This window comes from Pseudomonas sp. MF06569 (assembly GCF_059862735.1).
The window spans coordinates 61,307-78,903 of record NZ_JCBCUZ010000009.1 but is presented as its reverse complement, the minus strand read 5'-3'; the positions used below and the strand labels follow the sequence as shown (position 1 = coordinate 78,903).

Sequence of the window (17,597 nt, the reverse complement as noted above, 5' to 3'; positions counted from 1 at the left end):
CACGCTCGGGAGTTCTGCCTGTATTTGGCGAGTTTTTTTGCGTTCGAAAACGGGCGCAGGTGTCGATTGTTTTTGGTGGGAGTGAGCTTGCTCGCGATGCAGATGGCGCGGTGATTCTGCCTGATCGCGCAGATGCCATCGCGAGCAAGCCCGCTCCCACATTTTCAGGCCTGGGCGCGGGTGACGCGGTCCACCAGATAAACCAGGCCGTGGTAATCAATCCCGCCATGCTGACTCAGGCCAATTTCACAGGTGCGGCTGGTCGAAATCCCTTCGCTGCACTGCTGCACTGCGTCTTTCAAGGTGCGCAGCGAGTAAGCGTTCAGCTCCGGTGTGGTGAAGCCTTTGTCGCCAGCAAAGCCGCAGCAGTGAATGCCTTCCGGGATCACTACGTGGGTGCTGCACAGGCGTGCAATGTCGATCAGTGCCTGGCCTTCGCCCAGGTGCTGGGTGCTGCAGGTGACATGCACGGCTATCGGTGCGGTTTGCGGGGTGAAACTCAACTTATCCACAAGGTGGGTGCGAATAAATCGAACGGGGTCGTACAGGTCCAGGCGGGTTTCGCCCAGATCCTGCACCAGACGCAAGGTGCACGGGCTGGTGTCGCAGTAGATCGGATCAAGCCCGCCACGGCTGGCGTGCAGCAATGCCCCGATCAGTTCCTGACGCTTGTGCTCGGCTTGTTCGTTGTATCCCTTGGACGCAAACGGCTGGCCGCAGCACAGGCTGTCCATGTTGTCGGGGAATACCACCTGGTAGCCAGCCTTTTCCAGCAGGCCGCGGGTTTTGTCCAGCAGCGACATTTGTTCGCTGTCGCCTGCTGCCGGGCCCATGACCCGAGAGACGCAGGCGGCCAGATACACGACCCGTGGCCGCTCATCATTGACTGGCGGACTAAAGCGGATTGCGCGCTCCGGCTGGGGCATGGCGTTGGTCCATAACGGCACGCGGCCCTTGCTGGCTCTGGTCAGTGCTGCCGAAATTTTCCCCAGGCGTGGCGCCCCCAGCATCATGCGTGCGCCATTGGCCACATGCAGGGTGAAGCGTGCGCCTTGTAACGTGGTTGCAAAATGATTGCCCAGCCAGTCGGCGGTTTTCGCGCTGTGGGCTGTGCGGGCACGCAGTTTTTTCACCAGTTCGCCGGTGTTGATGCCAACCGGGCAACGTTGCGCGCACAACCCTGTCGCTGCGCAGGTATCAATGCCCTGATAGGCGTAGGCTTTTTCCAGTTCGGTGGTGTCGATGCCTGCGCGCTTTTTAGCCTGGATGTCACGCCAGATGACAATTCGCTGGCGGGGGCTGAGGGTCAGTCCCTTGGACGGGCACACCGGCTCGCAGAAACCGCATTCGATGCACTTATCCACAATCTCGTCTGCGGCGGGCATCGGCTTGAGGTGTTTGAGGTGGATGTGCGGGTCTTCGCTGAGCACCACGTCCGGGTTGAGAATGCCCTGCGGGTCGAGCAATCGCTTGAGTGCCCACATCAACTGGTAAGCGTCGCTGCCCCATTCCAGCTCGACAAAGGGTGCCATGTTGCGGCCCGTACCGTGTTCGGCCTTGAGCGAGCCGCCGAATTCCACGGCTACCAGTTGCGCCACGTCATCCATAAAGGCCTGGTAGCGCGCCACTTCTTCAGGATTATTGAAGCCCTGGGTGAAGACGAAGTGCAGGTTGCCCTCAAGCGCGTGGCCGAAGAGGATCGCTTCGTCGTAGTGGTGCTTGTCGAACAGTTCGATCAGGCGGTTGACGCCGATGGCCAGTTGTTCGACCGGAAAGGTCACGTCTTCGATGATGACCGTGGTGCCGGTTTTACGCACCGCACCGACTGCCGGGAAGGTGTCCTTGCGGATGGCCCACAGCTTGGCGTTCTCGGCGGGGTCTTCGGTGAAGTCGATTTGTTTCTCGACCGGGAAGGTCGACAGCGAGGCCATGATTTGCCCCAGTTGCTCGTGCAGCAGCGTCTGAGTTGCTGCGCGAGACTCGATCAGTAGGGCGCAGGCATTGGCCGACAGCTGTTGTACGAAAGCGGGCATGCCCGGCTTGTCCTGTACCGAGCGCAAGCTGCGGCGGTCCAGCAGTTCTACGGCGGAGACGGGCTGGCTCTTGAGCACGGTGACAGCGTTGCAGCAGGTTTCAACGTCCGGGAACACGATCAGCGCCGAAGCCTTGCTCGGGTGGTCGATCACGGTGTCGTAGGTCACTGCACTGATAAAGCCCAGGGTGCCTTCGCTGCCCACCAGCAGGTGGCTAAGGATATCCAGCGGGTCATCGAAATCTACCAGGGCGTTAAGTGACAGGCCTGTGGTGTTTTTCAGACGGTATTTATGCCGGATTTTGGCAGCCAGTTCAGTGTTGGCGCGGGTCTCGCGAGCTAAAGTTCCAAGTTGTTCGAGCAGGGGGGCGTGGCTTTGGCGAAAGGCGGCGATGTTGCTCGCATCTTCGGTGTCGACCCGGGTGCCGTCGGCCAATACCACGCGCAGGCCAGCCAGTGTGTGGTAGGTGTTTTGCGCGGTGCCGCAGCACATGCCGCTGGCGTTATTGGCGACGATGCCGCCAATTTTGCAGGCGTTGATCGAGGCCGGGTCGGGGCCGATCTTGCGTCCGAACGGGGCCAGCCAGGCGTTGGCCTGCGCGCCGATGACGCCGGGTTGCAGGCGGATTTGCATGCCCTGGTCGCGAATTTCCCTGGCGTTCCAGTTATCCCCCAGCACGATCAGCACCGAGTCGCTGATGGCCTGGCCTGACAAGCTGGTGCCCGCGGCGCGGAAGGTCACCGACACTTGATCGCGCCGGGCAAGCTTCAGCAGTTCGACGACTTCGTCTTCGGACTCAACCCGAATCACCAGCTTGGGAATCAGCCGATAAAAGCTCGCGTCAGTGCCGAAAGCCAGGGTGGAGAGTGGATCGTTGAAGCGGCGGTCTTGCGGTATCAGCCGTTCGGCATCACGCACAAATGCGGCGGGCAGACTCATGCATCCTCCAGAATCAACACGATCAGGTCTTTCGGACCGTGGGCGCCGTAGGCGAGGATTTGTTCGATATCCGCGGTTTTCGACGGACCGGACACCAGCAATGCATTGGTCGGCATGCCCGCTGACCAGTTCATCTCGCGCTGCACCTGATAGAAGTTGTCACGGATTTCACTGGCCTTGAGCAATGCAAAATGCACCGGTGGTACAAGGCTCATCAGCCGGGGTTCTTCAGGGGTAGGCCACATGATCAGGCTGCCGGTGGCGGCAATCGCCCCCAGGGTGGTGGTGAAACTGGCCGGGGTGTCGTTGAACAGTTCGGCCTTCCACTCTTCCACCGGGCGATCGTAGGCTTTGAGCGTTGGCAGCGCAGGGTTTTGTGCCCAGTGCGCGGTTACTTTCTGTCCGTGGGGTGTAGTCGGCGCAATCAGCAAACTGGGCAATTGACGGTCGGTGACCAATTGCGCCAGCAGCGCTGGCCAGTCTTGCTCAGTGCTGAGGTGGATTTCGGTGTGTACGGCTTCCATCAATTTGCGCAGCTGTGGGATGCGTTGCTCCGGGGTATAGGTCCAGGGCTCTGTCACCAGCACTTCGTCGAAGTTGTCAGGCACCGGTGTGGTGCCAGTCAGACTTTTGCGCAGTTTGTTGAGGATATTCTGTTTAGCGCTCATCACTGGTCTCCCGACTTTTTCGCCAAATGTTCGCGGGCCATGTCGTGCAGCGAACGGGCAGCGGGTTTGGGGGCGCTGTGGTTTTGCGTCCACGGGCCGACATTGCTCGGCGTAAGCCCGCGCAGGCGGGTGGCGGCCTTGAGGAATACGCGGTACAGGGCGGGTGAGCTGTTGAGCTTGGCCCACATGTTCCAGATCAGACGTTCCTTGCGTGAATACTTGCTGCCCTGGCCGCGCATGATGCGGGGAGAGGTATCGGGCGCTTTGACGTTCTCTTCGCGCAGGCGTCGCAGCAATGCCGGGATAGGAATTTTTACCGGACACACTTCGCCACAGGCACCGCACAGCGACGATGCGCTCGGGTGGTCTGGAACTTTGGCCAGGCCAACCATATGCGGGGTGATGATTGCGCCTATAGGACCCGGGTAGACCTCACCGTAGGCATGGCCGCCAATGCGGGTGTAAACCGGGCAGTGGTTCATGCAGGCACCGCAGCGAATGCAGTTCAGGGTCTGGCGCAGTTCACTGTCGGCAAACGCCTGGCTGCGGCCGTTGTCGAGCAGTACCAGGTGCACTTCTTCAGGGCCGTCCAGCTCGCCGGGTTTGCGCGGGCCGGAGATCATGTTGACGTAGGTGGTGATTGGCTGGCCCAGTGCAGAGCGGGTCAACAGCGACACCAGTGGTACAACGTCGCGCAGGTTTTCGACGACTTTCTCGATACCGGTGACGGCAATGTGTACGGGGGGCACGGTGGTCGACATACGGCCGTTGCCTTCGTTTTCCACCAGCAGCAAGGTGCCGGTTTCGGCGACGGCGAAGTTGACCCCCGACACGCCGATATCAGCTTCGAAGAATTTTTGCCGCAGTACCCGTCGACCGATCTGGATCAGTTGGTCGACGTCTTTGGTGTATTCCACGCCGAGCTTTTCGTGAAACAGGTCGGCCACTTGCCCTGCGTTTTTGTGGATCGCGGGCATGATGATGTGGGACGGTTTTTCGTTGTCCAGTTGAACGATGTACTCACCCATGTCGGACTCAAGGCATTCAATCCCCTGGGCGCCGAGCACGTGGTTCATTTCCATCTCTTCGCTGACCATCGACTTGCCTTTGATCACCTGTTTGGCGGCGCGGCGGCGAGCGATGGACATGACGATTTCGTTAGCCTGCTCGACGGTTTCGGCCCAATGCACCTGCACCCCGTTGCGGGTCAGGTTGGCTTCCAGTCGTTCCAGCAGGTCGGGCAGTTTGGAGAGGGCGCGGGCGCGGATGGCGTTGCCCAGTGCGCGCAAGTGTTCGCGCTCGTGGGCGTCGCTGAAGGCCACGGCGCGTTTTGTCATCAGGGAATCCATTGCACTGCGAAAGTTGTTTCGCAGTTGCTTGTCACCCAGGGCTTCGTGAGCGCGCTCGCGGAAGTCTTCTTCAACCGCGACGGTGGGAATCAGGGTGCTGGCGTTCATTGCTCACCTCCAGTGCGCTGCCACAGAAAACTGGCCAGATGCTGGCCGCGCAGGGCTTGTTTCTGTTTTTCCAGCGAGCCGTTGATGTTCATCAGGCAGCCGCAGTCGGCGGTGAGCACTTGATGCGCGCCGGTTTCAATCAGGGAGCGGGTCTTGTCGGCGACCATTGCGCCGGAAATATCCGGCATGCGTACGCTGAATGTCCCACCAAAACCGCAGCATTCACTTTCGTGGCTGTGGTCGATGCGTTCCACATTGCTCAGTTGCGCGAGCATTTCGCGGCCGTGCAGGTGGGTGTTCATTTCGCGGCGTGCGGAGCATGAGGTGTGCAGCGCGACCTTGACCGGGGCGCCGTGGTCCTGGAATTGGACCTTGCACACAAACAGCAAAAATTCAGTGAGCTCAAAGGTGCGATCAGCCAGTGCGTGAACCTTTTTCAGGGTTTCGGGCTCGTCTTTGAACAGGTCTTCGTAGTGCTCGCGCAGCATGCCGGCGCAGGAGCCGGACGGCACGACCACCGGGTAATCTTCAGCAAACAGGGCCAGCTGTGAACGTGCCACCTCCCGTGCCTGGTCGGTGTAGCCCGAGGTGTAGGCCGGTTGTCCGCAGCAGCTTTGACCTTGCGGGTAATCGACTTCGATACCTTCGCGCTCGATCAGATGGATGGCGTCCATCCCGGCTTCGGGAAAGAACAGATCGACTACGCAGGTGCCGAACAGATAGACCTTGCGCGGTTTATGCGCAGGGTATTGGCGAGGAGTTGGCAGGGGTGGGGCGACGCGGGTCGCATTCGGCACGGCATTGTAGAAAAGCTCGCTCATCAGGCGTCTCCGGGTGGTCCCGGTTATGTGTCCACCGAGGTGGACCGGGTAGTGAATTACTGACGCCGGGGCTGTGCCCCGGCGCCATTAATGTGCAGTAACCATAGCGTGTATTAGTGCACCAGCATGCCGGTGAGCCAGTACGCCTGGGCCAGCGTGATCAGGCCAACGATGGTGGCGAAGAACAGGCTGTGCTTGAGGGTGAAGCGGAACAGGTCAGACTCTTTACCCACCAGACCGGTCGCGGCACATGCCACTGCGATCGATTGCGGGGAAATCATTTTGCCGGTCACACCACCGCTGGTATTGGCGGCAACCATCAGGGTGTCGCTGACGCCGATCTGGTGTGCGGTAGTGGCTTGCAGCGAGCTGAACAGGGCGTTGGACGAGGTGTCGGAACCGGTCAGGAACACGCCCAGCCAGCCAAGGAATGGCGAGAAGAACGGGAATGCCGCGCCCGTACCTGCCAGCACCAGGGCCATAGTGGAAGACATGCCCGAGTAGTTGGTAACGAAGGCAAAGGCCAGCACCATACCGATGGACAGGATCGGCCAGCGGAGTTCGTAGAGGGTCTCTTTTAAAGTGGTAAGACCAGTCTTGATGTCGATTTTCAGGATCAGCATCGAGATCAGCGCGGAGAAGAAGATCGCGGTGCCAGTGGCTGAAATCGGGTCAAGTTTGAATACGGCTGCAATGGCTGTCGGTGCGTTGACGATCGGTGCAGTCTTGATCACCAGTTGATCAAGGTGCGGGATCGCGAAGTTGAATACCCAGCCGTACATCGAACCACCGGCGGAGAACATGGCCTTGAACGGTTTGAGGGTCCAGATGGTGACCAGCACGGTCAGGATCAGGAACGGCGACCACGCTTTGAGGATCTGCATCAGGCTGTAAGGCGAAGCCATCAGGTTGGTCGGCTTGCCGAAACCACCTGCACTGGCGGTGACGGTTACGTCCGACGAAACGCCAGCGATCTGAGCGCCTGCGGTGCGTTTTGGTTGCCACACTTTGAGGAACAGCGTCAGGCTGACCAGGCTGGCGAGGGCCGAGGTGATGTCCGGCAGTTCCGGGCCAATGTAGTTCGAGGTGTAGTACTGGGTGATGGCGAAGCTCAAGCCGGCCACCAGGGCTGCGGGCCAGGTTTCACGCACGCCGCGCAGGCCATCCATCATGAAGACCAGCCAGAACGGTACGAACAGCGACAGCAATGGCAGCTGACGGCCAGCCATGGCGCCGATCTTGAAGGCGTCGATGCCAGTCACCTGGCCTGCAACGATGATCGGGATGCCCAGGGCGCCAAAGGCCACCGGCGCGGTGTTGGCGATCAGGCACAGGCCTGCTGCGTACAGAGGGTTGAAGCCCAGGCCTACGAGCAGTGCGGCAGTAATCGCTACCGGGGCGCCGAAACCGGCTGCACCTTCAAGGAATGCACCGAAGCAGAAGCCGATCAGCAGCACTTGCAGGCGCTGATCGTCAGTGATCGACAGTACGGAACTGCGGATGATTTCAAACTGGCCGCTCTTGACGGTCAATTTGTAGAGGAACACCGCGGCAACGATGATCCAGGCAATCGGCCAAAGGCCATAGGCAAATCCATAGCCCGCTGCTGCGAAGGCCATGTCGACAGGCATCTGGAAGGCAAAGATGGCCACCAGAATCGACAGGCCCAGGGTAATGCTGCCTGCGACGTGACCTTTGAGGCGGAACACGGCCAGGGCCAGGAAGAAGAATACGATCGGGATAACGGCCGCGAGAGCGGACAGGCCGAGGCTGCCGAGCGGACTGTAGAGCTGTTGCCAGGTTTGCATATGGGGTGGCCCCTAATTGTTATTGGTTGATGCTACGATTGCATTTGGTATATTGGTATTACCAATTTACAGTCGCTGTTGGCTAGGTTAAAAGCCTTATGTGGCATGTGTCAATTTGCCGCCTCACAATCTTTAGTCGAGGTGCTCGTCGTCGGGGCATCTGCCCGGGGTTTCAGGCGGTGTTCTGGTGGGTGTGTGAGTGGCGCGAATCAGCGAGAATAGCGGCCCCCGGCGCGTGGTCGGGAGGGTGGAGAGCAGTTATGGGGTTTGATCAGATTCGTCAGCGCCGTTTGTCGGACGATATTGTCGAGCAACTTGAGGGGATGATCCTTGAGGGCACGCTGAAGTCGGGTGAGCGTTTGCCCGCCGAACGTGCGCTGGCGGAACAGTTTGGGGTGTCGCGCCCGTCGTTGCGTGAGGCGATCCAGAAATTGTCGGCCAAGGGGCTGCTGGTCAGTCGCCAGGGTGGCGGCAATTATGTGGCGACATCGCTGGGCTCGACGTTCAGCGATCCCTTGCTGCAACTGCTCGAAAGCAACCCCGAAGCTCAGCGCGATCTGCTTGAGTTTCGTCACACCCTTGAGGCTTCGTGCGCTTTTTACGCCGCATCCAGAGCCACCGAGATGGATCGCGAGCGACTACGGCTGGCGTTTGAACGATTGCAGGATTGTTATGCGCGGGTTGATGAGGTCAGTCGCTCGGAAGAGGGAGAGGCGGATGCGAGCTTCCATCTGGCTATCGCTGAGGCGAGCCATAACGCGGTGTTGTTGCACACGATTCGCGGGCTGTTCGATCTGCTCAAGCGCAACGTGGTGACTAACATTGGCGGCATGTACAAGCAGCGCAGCGAAACGCGCGACATGCTGATCAGTCAGCACCGCGAATTGTACCTGGCGATTATCGAGGGCAGGGCGGAGGACGCCCGGGAAGTGGCGAGCCGCCATTTGGTGTACGTGCAGGAGGTACTGGAAGAGGTGCGTCAGGAAGTGCAGCGCATGGCGCGGGCCGAACGGCGTAATGGGTTGTAAAGGTTAAGGCAAAACTTGTGGGAGCGGGCTTGCTCGCGATTGCATCGATGCGGTTCTACTGAAAGACCGTATCGCCTGCATCGCGAGCAAGCCCGCTCCCACAAGAGCAAGGGTGAAAGAACTAGTCTTCCTTGCCCTTGTTGCGCACTGCGCGCTGCAACTCGCGGTCAGAATCACGCTCGCGCTCGGTATGACGCTTGTCGTATTCCTTCTTGCCTTTACCCAGGGCAATTTCGCACTTGATCAAGTGCTTGCTCCAGTAAAGCGAGAGGCAGACGCAGGCGTAACCCTTCTGCTGCACTGCGGCAAACAGCTTTTCCAGCTCGCGCTGGTTAAGCAGCAGTTTGCGGCTGCGCGTCGGGTCGGCGATGACGTGGGTGCTGGCAGTCGTCAGGGGTGAAATATGGCTGCCGAGCAACCATGCTTCACCATCCTTGAGCAGCACATAACTGTCGACCAGTTGTGCCTTGCCTGCACGCAGACTTTTTACTTCCCAGCCGGCCAGGACCAGACCAGCCTCGAACCGATGTTCGATGAAGTAATCGTGTCGCGCTTTTTTATTCTGCGCGATGGTCCCTGTAGGGTGTTTCTTCTGTTTAGCCATAGGGCCGGCATTATAGGCAGTTGCGAGCGTGTCGGCTACGGGCACCTGCGTGCTTGAGCACGTAGGTTGATTCCCGGACAATGCGCCCTCTTTTTTTAGTGGTTGGGCGTAGTAACGATGTCGACAGACAAGGTTTCTGTCCACGGCAGTTGGGCAAGCCGTTGGGTCTTTATTTTCGCTGCGACCGGTTCTGCCGTGGGTTTGGGCAGTATCTGGAAATTTCCTTACATGGTTGGCGTCTATGGCGGCGGCGCATTTGTATTGGTGTTTTTGGCCTGCATCGCGCTGATTGGTGTGCCGGTCATGTTGGCTGAAACCCTGATCGGGCGGCGTGCGCGGCTTAGTCCGGCGAATGCCTTGAGGGTCTTGGCGGTAGAGGCCGGGCACTCGGGGCGTTGGTCGTGGGGGGCTTTTGCCGGGATGATTACGGCGCTGCTGATTTTATCTTTCTATAGCGTGGTGGGCGGTTGGTCGCTGGATTACATCATTAATATGGGCAAGGGTGATTTTCAGGGCGCGACGGCTGCTCAGGTCGGAGAGTACTTTGGTGGCGTGATTTCCAACCCCTGGAGGCTCACTTTCTGGCACACCGCGTTTATGTTGTTGTCGGCGTATGTGATTGCCAAAGGCGTGGTGGCGGGGCTTGAGCGCAGCCTGAAGATCATGATGCCGTTGCTGTTTGTGCTGCTGCTGGTGTTGCTGGGTTACAGCATGACCACAGGGCACTTTATGCAGGGCGTGCATTTCATGTTCGACTTCAACCCTGATCGCGTGCTCGATGGTTTGCTGGCTGCGATGGGTCATGCCTTCTTTTCGCTGAGTGTGGGCGTGGGCTCGATCATGATTTACGGCGCGTATATGCCGAAGAACGTATCGATTTCCGGAACGGTCGTGGGGGTCGCCCTGATCGACACGTTTGTCTCATTGCTCGCCGGGCTGGCATTGTTTCCAATTGTCTTCGCATCGGGACTTAACCCTGGCGAAGGGCCGGGGTTGATGTTTGTGACCTTGCCTTTTGCCTTCGGCAATGTGGCGTTTGGTCAGTTGATGGGCGTGGTGTTTTTCGTTCTGGTGGCGGTGGCCGCCTGGAGCTCAGCCATTTCATTGCTTGAGCCGATGGTGGCTTATCTGGTGGAGCGGACCAAGGTTCGACGCTTGTGGGTCACGTTCTGGCTGGCGTTCAGTTGCTGGTTTGTTGGGCTGGGCACGGTGTTTTCGTTCAATATCTGGAAACAGGCCAAGTTTTTCGTGAGTGAAGACTCGGGTTTTCACCTCTATCAATGGGGCGCTGCAAGCGGCCTGGACTTCTTTGGTGTCGTCGATTTCTTCACCTCGCGTATCATGTTGCCTTTGGGCGGGCTGTGCTTTGTGGTCTTTGCAGGCTGGATCATGGGGCGCGGTGCGGTTCGCGACGAGTTGTCGATGCGTAGCCCGGCGTTGTTCGCCCTGACTCTTTTTTTGATGCGCTATGTAGCGCCACTCGGCATTCTGATTGTGTTTGCCGCCCAGCTGTGGAAGTAACGCTGACATGACTACCCATATCCAACGCTCCGCTTTGTTGCCTTATCCAGCCCAGGCTCTTTATGACCTGGTGAATGATGTTGCGAGTTACCCGCAATTTTTGCCGTGGTGTTCGTCTGCCGAAATCCTGGAAAGCACTGAGGTGCTGATGCGCGCCAGCCTGGGCGTGGCGAAGGGCGGCCTGAGCCAGCACTTCGTGACCTGCAATACGCTGGTGCCGGGTCAATCCATTGAAATGAATCTGGAAGAAGGCCCGTTTACCAAGTTGCACGGTATGTGGGTGTTCAAACCGTTGGGGGAGAAGGCCTGCAAGATCAGCCTGGACATGACCTTCGATTACGCCGGGGCTATCGTCAAGGCGACCCTGGGGCCTTTGTTCAATCAGGCGGCCAACACGCTGGTGGATGCATTCTGTCAGCGTGCCAAGCAGTTGTATGGCTGAGCTCATGATTGACGTTGAGGTGGTGTATGCCGCTGTTGATCGTCAGTGCCTGCTGACTGTGGTTGTACCCCAGGGTACGACTTTACGGGCTGCAGTTTTGGCGTCGGGCATGGGGCGTGAGTTTCCCGAACTCGATCTTGCGAATTGCCCGGTGGGGATATTCGGCAAGCATGTCGCAGAGCCTGAAACCCGGGTGTTGCAGGCGGGCGATCGCATTGAGATGTATCGCCCGCTGCTGGCCGACCCTAAAGAAATTCGGCGTCAGCGTGCGGCTAAAGCTGCCGAGGCCAAGCGCCTGAGTCAGCAGTGAGCACTTTATAGCAGGCAACAAAAAGCCCGGCATGCCGGGCTTTTTTGTGCCGAACGCTTATTGTTCGGTTGTGTCCAGAGGTTCTGGCGTAGGAACCGGTACGGTTTCAACACCGTCTACGTCCTTCTGGATTTGATCAAGCAACGAACCAGGCTTGGCTGGAACTTCGCTCTTCTCGACTGGAGCTTCAGTGGCCGGCTCGGTCACGTTTGTGCCGCCGGTTTTGCCGAGAATGGCTTCGTCGCGGCTTACGCCAGGCTTAAAGTCGCCTGACAAGCTTACGAGCTGGTCATTTTGGTTGAAGAACACGCTGACGCGTTCCTGTTGGCGTTCACCGCCGCCGGGCTGCAGGCTATACAGGTAATCCCAGCGATCAGGGTGGAATGTATCGGTCAGCAGGGCGTTGCCCATGATAAACCGCACTTGCCGACGGGTCATTCCCGGGCGTAACTGGTTTATCATGTCCTGCGTGACGACATTGCCCTGTTGGATGTCGATTTTGTAAACCCCGGGGAATGAACAACCGGCGAGTGCGAGCAGTCCCACAAAGGTGAAACTGGTTAGCAAGAGCTTGGTGTTTTGCATCGGTGGGCGACTTCCACTATCTTGGCTGGGACAACGTAAACGCCGATCATACCCGTATTAAGAGAAGCTGCGAAGCCGCTTCCGCGAGAAAGCTAACCATGGTTGAAAATAGCGAACTACGTAAGGCCGGACTTAAGGTGACTCTGCCACGAGTCAAAATTCTACAGATGCTTGACTCTGCAGAGCAGCGTCACATGAGCGCCGAGGACGTTTACAAGGCACTTATGCAAGCAGGCGAGGACGTCGGTCTGGCCACGGTTTACCGTGTACTGACCCAGTTCGAGTCAGCCGGGCTGGTGATTCGCCATAACTTTGATGGCGGTCATGCGGTCTTTGAATTGGCTGATGCTGACGGCGGCCACCACGACCATATGGTCAACGTGGACAGCGGTGAAGTGATCGAGTTTTTCGACGAAGACATCGAAAAACTGCAGCACGCCATTGCAGCCAAGCACGGTGTTGAGTTGGTGGATCACAACTTGGTGCTGTACGTGCGCAAGAAGTCCAAGTAAGCATGTCACGCGAGCTACGGTTCGCGAAACGATCGAAGGCGGCCCAAGGGCCGCCTTCGTGCTTTCTGATATCGGTCTTTTGATAACCGTTCGTCGTTAAGCCGCCAGATTCTTTGCAGTGACGACCATTTTTTTGGCGTGGGCCAAGGATTCTTTGGTCAGGTCGACACCGCCGAGCATGCGTGCAACTTCTTCTACGCGCTCTTTTTTGCTCAGTTTGGCCACGGCAGTACGGGTGGTATCGCTCTCGCGGACCTTGTGTACAAAAAGGTGTTGATGACATTGGGCAGCCACTTGCGGCAAGTGAGTGACTGTCAGTACCTGGCCTCGTTCGCCAAGGCGGCGTAGCAGTTGCCCCACGATTTCGGCCGTCGGGCCGCCAATCCCGACATCCACTTCGTCGAATACCAGAGTGGGTACGCGGGATGTTTGAGCGGTAATTACCTGGATGGCCAGGCTGATACGTGACAGTTCACCGCCAGAGGCAACTTTGGCCAATGCCTTGAGTGGCTGGCCGGGGTTGGCACTTACGAGCAGTTCGACCTGCTCCAGGCCTTGTGGCATAGGGTCATTGCTGCTCTGTGGGCGCAGTTCAATCACGAAACGGCCACCGGGCATGCCAAGGCGCTGTATCTCTTCTTCTACGGCACTGCTCAGGCGCGTTGCAGCCTGGCTGCGCAAGTTGCTGAGTTCGCGGGCGCACTCATGATAGTGGCGGGAATAGGAGGTCAGCTCATTGGCCAGGCGTTCGATGTTCTCGTCGTTGGCGTTGAGGGTTTCGAGTTCATCCAGCAGTTTTTGCTGCAAGGCAGCCACTTCGGTGGGTTGCACGCGGTGTTTGCGCGCCAGTGTATAGATGGTGTCGAGCCTTTCTTCCAGGTACTGCAGTCGGCCTGGATCAGCATCAAAATGGTCGATAAAGCGATTAAGTTCGCCCACGGCTTCTTCGACTTGAATTTGTGCGCTGGCCAGCAGATCGGTGGCTTCGCCCAGTGAGCCCGAGTTGTTGTTGATGCTTGAAAGGCGATTGAGGCTCACCGTCAGGGCATTGAGTACGTTGCCTGAGTCGCTTTCGCTGCATTGCTCCACCACTTGGCGGCATATGGTCAGCAAGGTTTCGGCGTTGGTCAGGTTTTTGTGTTCCTGTTCCAGTTCTTCCAGTTCGTTCTCGCCCAGGGAAAGGGTTTCAAGTTCTTCGAGCTGGTAGCTGAGCAGTTGATGGCGCGAGCGCTGTTCATCGCCGGAGTTGGACAGGTGTTCAAGCTCTTGCCTGGTCTGGCGCCAGCGTTGCGCGGCCAATTGCACCTGGCGGGCAAGGTCGGTGGCGCCGGCGAACTCGTCGAGCAGGCGGCGGTGGGTGTCGGGTTTGAGCAGCGACTGGTGCTCGTGCTGGCTGTGGATATCAATCAGCAGCTCGCCCAGGGCCTTGAGGTCGCCTTGGGGGCAGGGGGTGCCGTTGATGTAGCTGCGCGAGCGGCCTTCGGCAGTAATGACTCGGCGCAAGATGCACGGACCTTCGCCTTCCAGGTCGCGCTCGGCAAGCCAGGCCCGGGCTTCTGGTATGTCTTGCAGGTCGAACGTGGCCAGGATATCGGCCTTGTCGGCTCCCGGGCGGACAACACCGCTGTCTGCGCGGTCCCCTAGTGTGAGGCCCAGGGCGTCGAGCATGATCGATTTGCCGGCACCGGTCTCGCCAGTGATTACACTCATCCCGCGATCCAGTTCGAGATCGAGATGTTCAACGATGGCGTAGTTGTGTACGGACAGGTGCACCAGCATAGGAGCTGCTCCAAAACGTAATGTCTGGTTATTTATACAGTGTTTTGTTTCGTGCTGACAATGGCTGTGCTTAGTTCGATTTGCTTGTTTTTTTGGTTTTTTTAGCTCGATTTTGTTTTTTGGCAGGTAACGCCAGGGGGCTCTAACATCTATTTTCTGGTTTTCAGGCTCTTGAACCTGAGAATTGCGACCCCATATACCTTGGCAGAAGCGCGAGTCGAGCTCGCGGACGAAGTTTGAAAGGAGAAATCTATGGCAGACGAACAGACTATGGATACGCAGAACCAGGACGCCAACCAGGCCGCCGATGTAGCAGGTGAAGATTTGGCAGCCCGTGTGCAGGTGCTTGAAGAGCAGCTGGCAGCCGCTAATGATCAGGCTCTGCGCGTAGCTGCCGATCTGCAGAACGTTCGCCGCCGCGCTGAGCAGGATGTTGAGAAGGCTCACAAGTTTGCGCTGGAGAAGTTCGCTGGCGACCTGTTGCCGGTGATCGACAGTCTGGAGCGCGGTCTTGAGCTGTCCAGCCCGGACGATGAAAACATTCGTCCGATGCGCGAAGGGATCGAACTGACCCTGAAAATGTTCCAGGACACCCTGAAGCGTTATCAGCTGGAAGCGATCGACCCGCACGGCGAGCCCTTCAATGCCGAGCATCATCAGGCGATGGCAATGCAGGAAAGTGCTGACCTGGAGCCAAACAGTGTGCTCAAGGTGTTTCAAAAGGGTTATCAGCTCAATGGTCGCTTGCTGCGCCCGGCTATGGTCGTAGTCAGCAAGGCGCCAGCGCCGGTTTCGCCATCGATTGACGAAAAGGCTTGAAATCGGCCGCAAGGCCCCCATTTAGAAGTCAAGCGTTAAGCAATGCCGCAGTTGGTCATTACTGCTGCGGCAACAAAATTCAAATTTAGGGAGAGTAAACATGGGCAGAATTATCGGTATTGACCTCGGGACCACCAACTCGTGTGTTTCGGTTCTGGAAAACGGTAAAGCAAAAGTTATCGAAAACGCAGAAGGCGCGCGCACTACGCCGTCGATCGTTGCGTACGCCAATGATGGCGAAATTCTGGTTGGCCAGTCGGCCAAGCGTCAGGCAGTGACCAATCCGCATAACACCCTGTACGCGGTGAAGCGTCTGATCGGTCGTCGCTTTGACGAAGAAGTTGTACAGAAAGACATTCAGATGGTTCCGTACAAGATCGCCAAGGCTGACAACGGCGACGCTTGGGTTGAAGTGAACGGCCAGAAAATGGCTCCGCCACAGATCTCGGCTGAAATTCTGAAGAAAATGAAGAAAACCGCCGAAGACTACCTCGGCGAGCCAGTGACTGAAGCGGTCATTACCGTTCCGGCCTACTTCAACGACAGCCAGCGTCAGGCAACCAAAGACGCCGGCCGTATCGCGGGTCTGGACGTTAAACGCATCATCAACGAACCAACCGCAGCTGCTCTGGCTTACGGTATGGATAAAGCGAAGGGCGACCACACTGTCATCGTTTATGACTTGGGTGGCGGTACTTTCGACGTGTCGGTCATTGAAATTGCCGAAGTTGATGGCGAGCACCAGTTTGAAGTGCTGGCAACCAACGGTGACACGTTCCTGGGTGGTGAAGACTTTGACATCCGTCTGATCGACTACCTGGTTGACGAGTTCAAGAAAGAAAGCGGCATGAACCTCAAAGGTGACCCGCTGGCGATGCAGCGTCTGAAAGAAGCTGCTGAAAAAGCCAAGATCGAACTGTCTTCGAGCCAGTCGACTGACGTGAATCTGCCTTACATCACTGCAGATGCCACCGGTCCTAAGCACTTGAACGTGAAGATTTCCCGCGCCAAGCTGGAATCGCTGGTTGAAGACCTGGTTCAGCGCACCATCGAGCCTTGCCGCATTGCTCTGAAAGACGCTGGTATCGACGTTGGCGCGATCAACGACGTGATCTTGGTCGGTGGTCAGACTCGTATGCCGCTGGTACAGAAGCTGGTAACCGAGTTCTTCGGCAAGGAAGCACGTAAAGACGTGAACCCGGACGAAGCTGTTGCAATGGGTGCTGCCATCCAGGGCGCGGTATTGGCCGGTGATGTTAAAGACGTTCTGTTGCTGGACGTGAGCCCGCTGACTCTGGGTATCGAAACCATGGGCGGCGTAATGACTGCTCTGATCGAGAAAAACACCACGATTCCTACCAAGAAATCGCAAGTGTTCTCGACTGCTGACGATAACCAGGGCGCTGTGACCATTCACGTGCTGCAAGGTGAGCGTAAGCAAGCCGCACAGAACAAGTCGTTGGGCAAGTTCGACCTGGCTGACATTCCACCCGCTCCACGTGGCGTGCCTCAGATCGAAGTAACCTTCGACATCGATGCCAACGGCATCCTGCACGTAAGTGCAAAAGACAAGGCGACTGGCAAGTCTCAGTCCATCGTGATCAAGGCTAACTCGGGTCTGTCCGAGGAAGAAATCGCTCAGATGGTTCGCGATGCCGAGATCAATGCTGAGGAAGACCGCAAGTTCGAAGAGCTGGCAGCTGCACGTAACCAGGGCGACGCACTGGTTCACTCGACTCGCAAAATGATCGTCGATGCTGGCGACAAAGTAACCGAGGAAGAGAAAGCTGCAATCGAAGCTGCTGTAGTTGCACTTGAAGCTGCTGTTAAAGGCGACGACAAGGCTGCTATCGAAGCCAAGGTTGAAGAGCTGTCCAAGGTGTCTGCTCCGGTTGCACAGAAAATGTACGCCGAGCAAGCGAACCCGGCAGACGCAGCGGCCAAGCCAGCTGATTCGGCTGAAAAAGCGGACGACGTTGTCGACGCTGAGTTCGAAGAAGTAAAAGACAACAAGTAATCAGCTTGTTTGTCGGCCAGTTGACCGCGCTTTAGCGGTGACTGGTAGGATGTCGCCGCGCGGGAGCTTGCTCCCGCGTTGGCGTGTCTGGAGTAAAGGAATTTTTACAGCATGCGACAAGGTCGAATGCTGGCGGTTTGGTCTGGATCTTTCTTGTTTTCCGGCCAGAGGTAACCGCTCCTGTCGGCCAATGCATTGGCTGTTAAACAGAAACCAATATCGTTGAAAAGACGTGAGTCGGGTCTGATCCTTTT

15 protein-coding genes are annotated in these 17,597 nt (G+C 57.7%); 7 read left to right on the top strand and 8 right to left on the bottom strand.

The annotated features are described in order from the left end of the window. Positions 1–164 precede the first annotated feature (164 nt). The 5 genes from AC19YQ_RS11315 to AC19YQ_RS11295 all read right to left on the bottom strand — a co-directional run bounded on the left by AC19YQ_RS11315 (position 165) and on the right by AC19YQ_RS11295 (position 7,726). A complete protein-coding gene (locus tag AC19YQ_RS11315) occupies positions 165–2,972 on the bottom strand; it encodes an FAD-binding and (Fe-S)-binding domain-containing protein (protein WP_500595137.1) in 2,808 nt (935 codons plus the stop codon). Next, on the bottom strand, positions 2,969–3,640 hold the full coding sequence (locus AC19YQ_RS11310) for a LutC/YkgG family protein (protein WP_500595136.1): 672 nt from the start codon (positions 3,638–3,640) through the stop codon (positions 2,969–2,971). Before AC19YQ_RS11310 ends, AC19YQ_RS11315 begins: the two co-directional genes overlap by 4 nt. Beyond that, on the bottom strand, positions 3,640–5,097 hold the full coding sequence (locus AC19YQ_RS11305; RefSeq protein WP_133078316.1) for a LutB/LldF family L-lactate oxidation iron-sulfur protein: 1,458 nt from the start codon (positions 5,095–5,097) through the stop codon (positions 3,640–3,642). The genes AC19YQ_RS11310 and AC19YQ_RS11305 overlap by 1 nt, the downstream gene beginning before the upstream one ends. After that, positions 5,094–5,918 (bottom strand): heterodisulfide reductase-related iron-sulfur binding cluster, encoded by an 825-nt coding sequence (locus AC19YQ_RS11300; protein WP_133078315.1) that lies wholly within the window; start codon positions 5,916–5,918, stop codon positions 5,094–5,096. Before AC19YQ_RS11300 ends, AC19YQ_RS11305 begins: the two co-directional genes overlap by 4 nt. A gap of 113 nt (positions 5,919–6,031) precedes the next feature. Further along, positions 6,032–7,726: a lactate permease LctP family transporter gene (locus AC19YQ_RS11295; RefSeq protein WP_133078314.1), complete on the bottom strand. Its 1,695-nt coding sequence runs from the start codon at positions 7,724–7,726 to the stop codon at positions 6,032–6,034. Between the two features lie 260 nt (positions 7,727–7,986). Between AC19YQ_RS11295 and AC19YQ_RS11290 the strand changes: the two genes are divergently transcribed. Beyond that, the gene (locus tag AC19YQ_RS11290; RefSeq protein ID WP_133078313.1) at positions 7,987–8,754 is read left to right on the top strand and encodes a GntR family transcriptional regulator; all 768 of its coding nucleotides are present in this window, start codon (positions 7,987–7,989) and stop codon (positions 8,752–8,754) included. A 121-nt stretch (positions 8,755–8,875) separates the two neighbouring features. Here the strand turns inward: AC19YQ_RS11290 and smpB are convergent, their stop codons facing one another. Next, the gene (gene smpB / locus AC19YQ_RS11285; RefSeq protein WP_048362119.1) at positions 8,876–9,358 is read right to left on the bottom strand and encodes an SsrA-binding protein SmpB; all 483 of its coding nucleotides are present in this window, start codon (positions 9,356–9,358) and stop codon (positions 8,876–8,878) included. 117 nt (positions 9,359–9,475) lie between these two features. On the opposite strand from smpB, the gene AC19YQ_RS11280 reads away from it, so the two are divergent. From AC19YQ_RS11280 to AC19YQ_RS11270, 3 genes are read left to right on the top strand one after another with little or no spacing between them, the layout of a single operon-like run. Next, positions 9,476–10,879 carry a sodium-dependent transporter gene (locus AC19YQ_RS11280; protein ID WP_500595135.1) on the top strand — a complete coding sequence of 468 codons (1,404 nt, stop codon included), beginning with the start codon at positions 9,476–9,478 and terminating at the stop codon, positions 10,877–10,879. 7 nt (positions 10,880–10,886) lie between these two features. Beyond that, a complete protein-coding gene (locus tag AC19YQ_RS11275; RefSeq protein ID WP_019825884.1) occupies positions 10,887–11,321 on the top strand; it encodes a type II toxin-antitoxin system RatA family toxin in 435 nt (144 codons plus the stop codon). Beyond that, entirely contained in the window at positions 11,314–11,631 is a 318-nt protein-coding gene (locus AC19YQ_RS11270) for an RnfH family protein (RefSeq protein ID WP_500595134.1), read from the top strand. Before AC19YQ_RS11275 ends, AC19YQ_RS11270 begins: the two co-directional genes overlap by 8 nt. Positions 11,632–11,688: 57 nt before the next feature. On the opposite strand, the gene AC19YQ_RS11265 is transcribed toward AC19YQ_RS11270, so the two are convergent. Continuing rightward, positions 11,689–12,216 carry an outer membrane protein assembly factor BamE gene (locus tag AC19YQ_RS11265; RefSeq protein ID WP_048352541.1) on the bottom strand — a complete coding sequence of 176 codons (528 nt, stop codon included), beginning with the start codon at positions 12,214–12,216 and terminating at the stop codon, positions 11,689–11,691. Positions 12,217–12,314: 98 nt separating this feature from the next. On the opposite strand from AC19YQ_RS11265, the gene fur reads away from it, so the two are divergent. Next, entirely contained in the window at positions 12,315–12,728 is a 414-nt protein-coding gene (gene fur / locus AC19YQ_RS11260) for a ferric iron uptake transcriptional regulator (RefSeq protein WP_019825889.1), read from the top strand. A gap of 96 nt (positions 12,729–12,824) precedes the next feature. Here the strand turns inward: fur and recN are convergent, their stop codons facing one another. After that, positions 12,825–14,507 (bottom strand): DNA repair protein RecN, encoded by a 1,683-nt coding sequence (gene recN / locus AC19YQ_RS11255; protein ID WP_326397331.1) that lies wholly within the window; start codon positions 14,505–14,507, stop codon positions 12,825–12,827. A 252-nt stretch (positions 14,508–14,759) separates the two neighbouring features. Here recN and grpE point away from each other — a divergent pair, with 252 nt between their 5' ends. Continuing rightward, complete coding sequence (grpE, locus tag AC19YQ_RS11250; protein ID WP_133078309.1) at positions 14,760–15,326, top strand: nucleotide exchange factor GrpE; 567 nt, start codon at positions 14,760–14,762, stop codon at positions 15,324–15,326. A gap of 100 nt (positions 15,327–15,426) precedes the next feature. Then, entirely contained in the window at positions 15,427–17,343 is a 1,917-nt protein-coding gene (gene dnaK / locus AC19YQ_RS11245) for a molecular chaperone DnaK (protein WP_019825894.1), read from the top strand. Positions 17,344–17,597: the final 254 nt, after the last annotated feature.

Excerpts from the sequence above, each read along its gene's own strand:
- dnaK (WP_019825894.1), top strand. The coding sequence starts at position 15,427 with ATGGGCAGAATTATCGGTATTGACCTCGGGACCACCAACTCGTGTGTT.
- smpB (WP_048362119.1), bottom strand. The coding sequence starts at position 9,358 with ATGGCTAAACAGAAGAAACACCCTACAGGGACCATCGCGCAGAATAAA.
- AC19YQ_RS11270 (WP_500595134.1), top strand. The coding sequence starts at position 11,314 with ATGGCTGAGCTCATGATTGACGTTGAGGTGGTGTATGCCGCTGTTGAT.
- AC19YQ_RS11315 (WP_500595137.1), bottom strand. The coding sequence starts at position 2,972 with ATGAGTCTGCCCGCCGCATTTGTGCGTGATGCCGAACGGCTGATACCG.
- AC19YQ_RS11265 (WP_048352541.1), bottom strand. The coding sequence starts at position 12,216 with ATGCAAAACACCAAGCTCTTGCTAACCAGTTTCACCTTTGTGGGACTG.
- AC19YQ_RS11290 (WP_133078313.1), top strand. The coding sequence starts at position 7,987 with ATGGGGTTTGATCAGATTCGTCAGCGCCGTTTGTCGGACGATATTGTC.
- AC19YQ_RS11305 (WP_133078316.1), bottom strand. The coding sequence starts at position 5,097 with ATGAACGCCAGCACCCTGATTCCCACCGTCGCGGTTGAAGAAGACTTC.
- AC19YQ_RS11310 (WP_500595136.1), bottom strand. The coding sequence starts at position 3,640 with ATGAGCGCTAAACAGAATATCCTCAACAAACTGCGCAAAAGTCTGACT.
- AC19YQ_RS11295 (WP_133078314.1), bottom strand. The coding sequence starts at position 7,726 with ATGCAAACCTGGCAACAGCTCTACAGTCCGCTCGGCAGCCTCGGCCTG.
- AC19YQ_RS11300 (WP_133078315.1), bottom strand. The coding sequence starts at position 5,918 with ATGAGCGAGCTTTTCTACAATGCCGTGCCGAATGCGACCCGCGTCGCC.
- AC19YQ_RS11275 (WP_019825884.1), top strand. The coding sequence starts at position 10,887 with ATGACTACCCATATCCAACGCTCCGCTTTGTTGCCTTATCCAGCCCAG.
- recN (WP_326397331.1), bottom strand. The coding sequence starts at position 14,507 with ATGCTGGTGCACCTGTCCGTACACAACTACGCCATCGTTGAACATCTC.
- grpE (WP_133078309.1), top strand. The coding sequence starts at position 14,760 with ATGGCAGACGAACAGACTATGGATACGCAGAACCAGGACGCCAACCAG.
- AC19YQ_RS11280 (WP_500595135.1), top strand. The coding sequence starts at position 9,476 with ATGTCGACAGACAAGGTTTCTGTCCACGGCAGTTGGGCAAGCCGTTGG.
- fur (WP_019825889.1), top strand. The coding sequence starts at position 12,315 with ATGGTTGAAAATAGCGAACTACGTAAGGCCGGACTTAAGGTGACTCTG.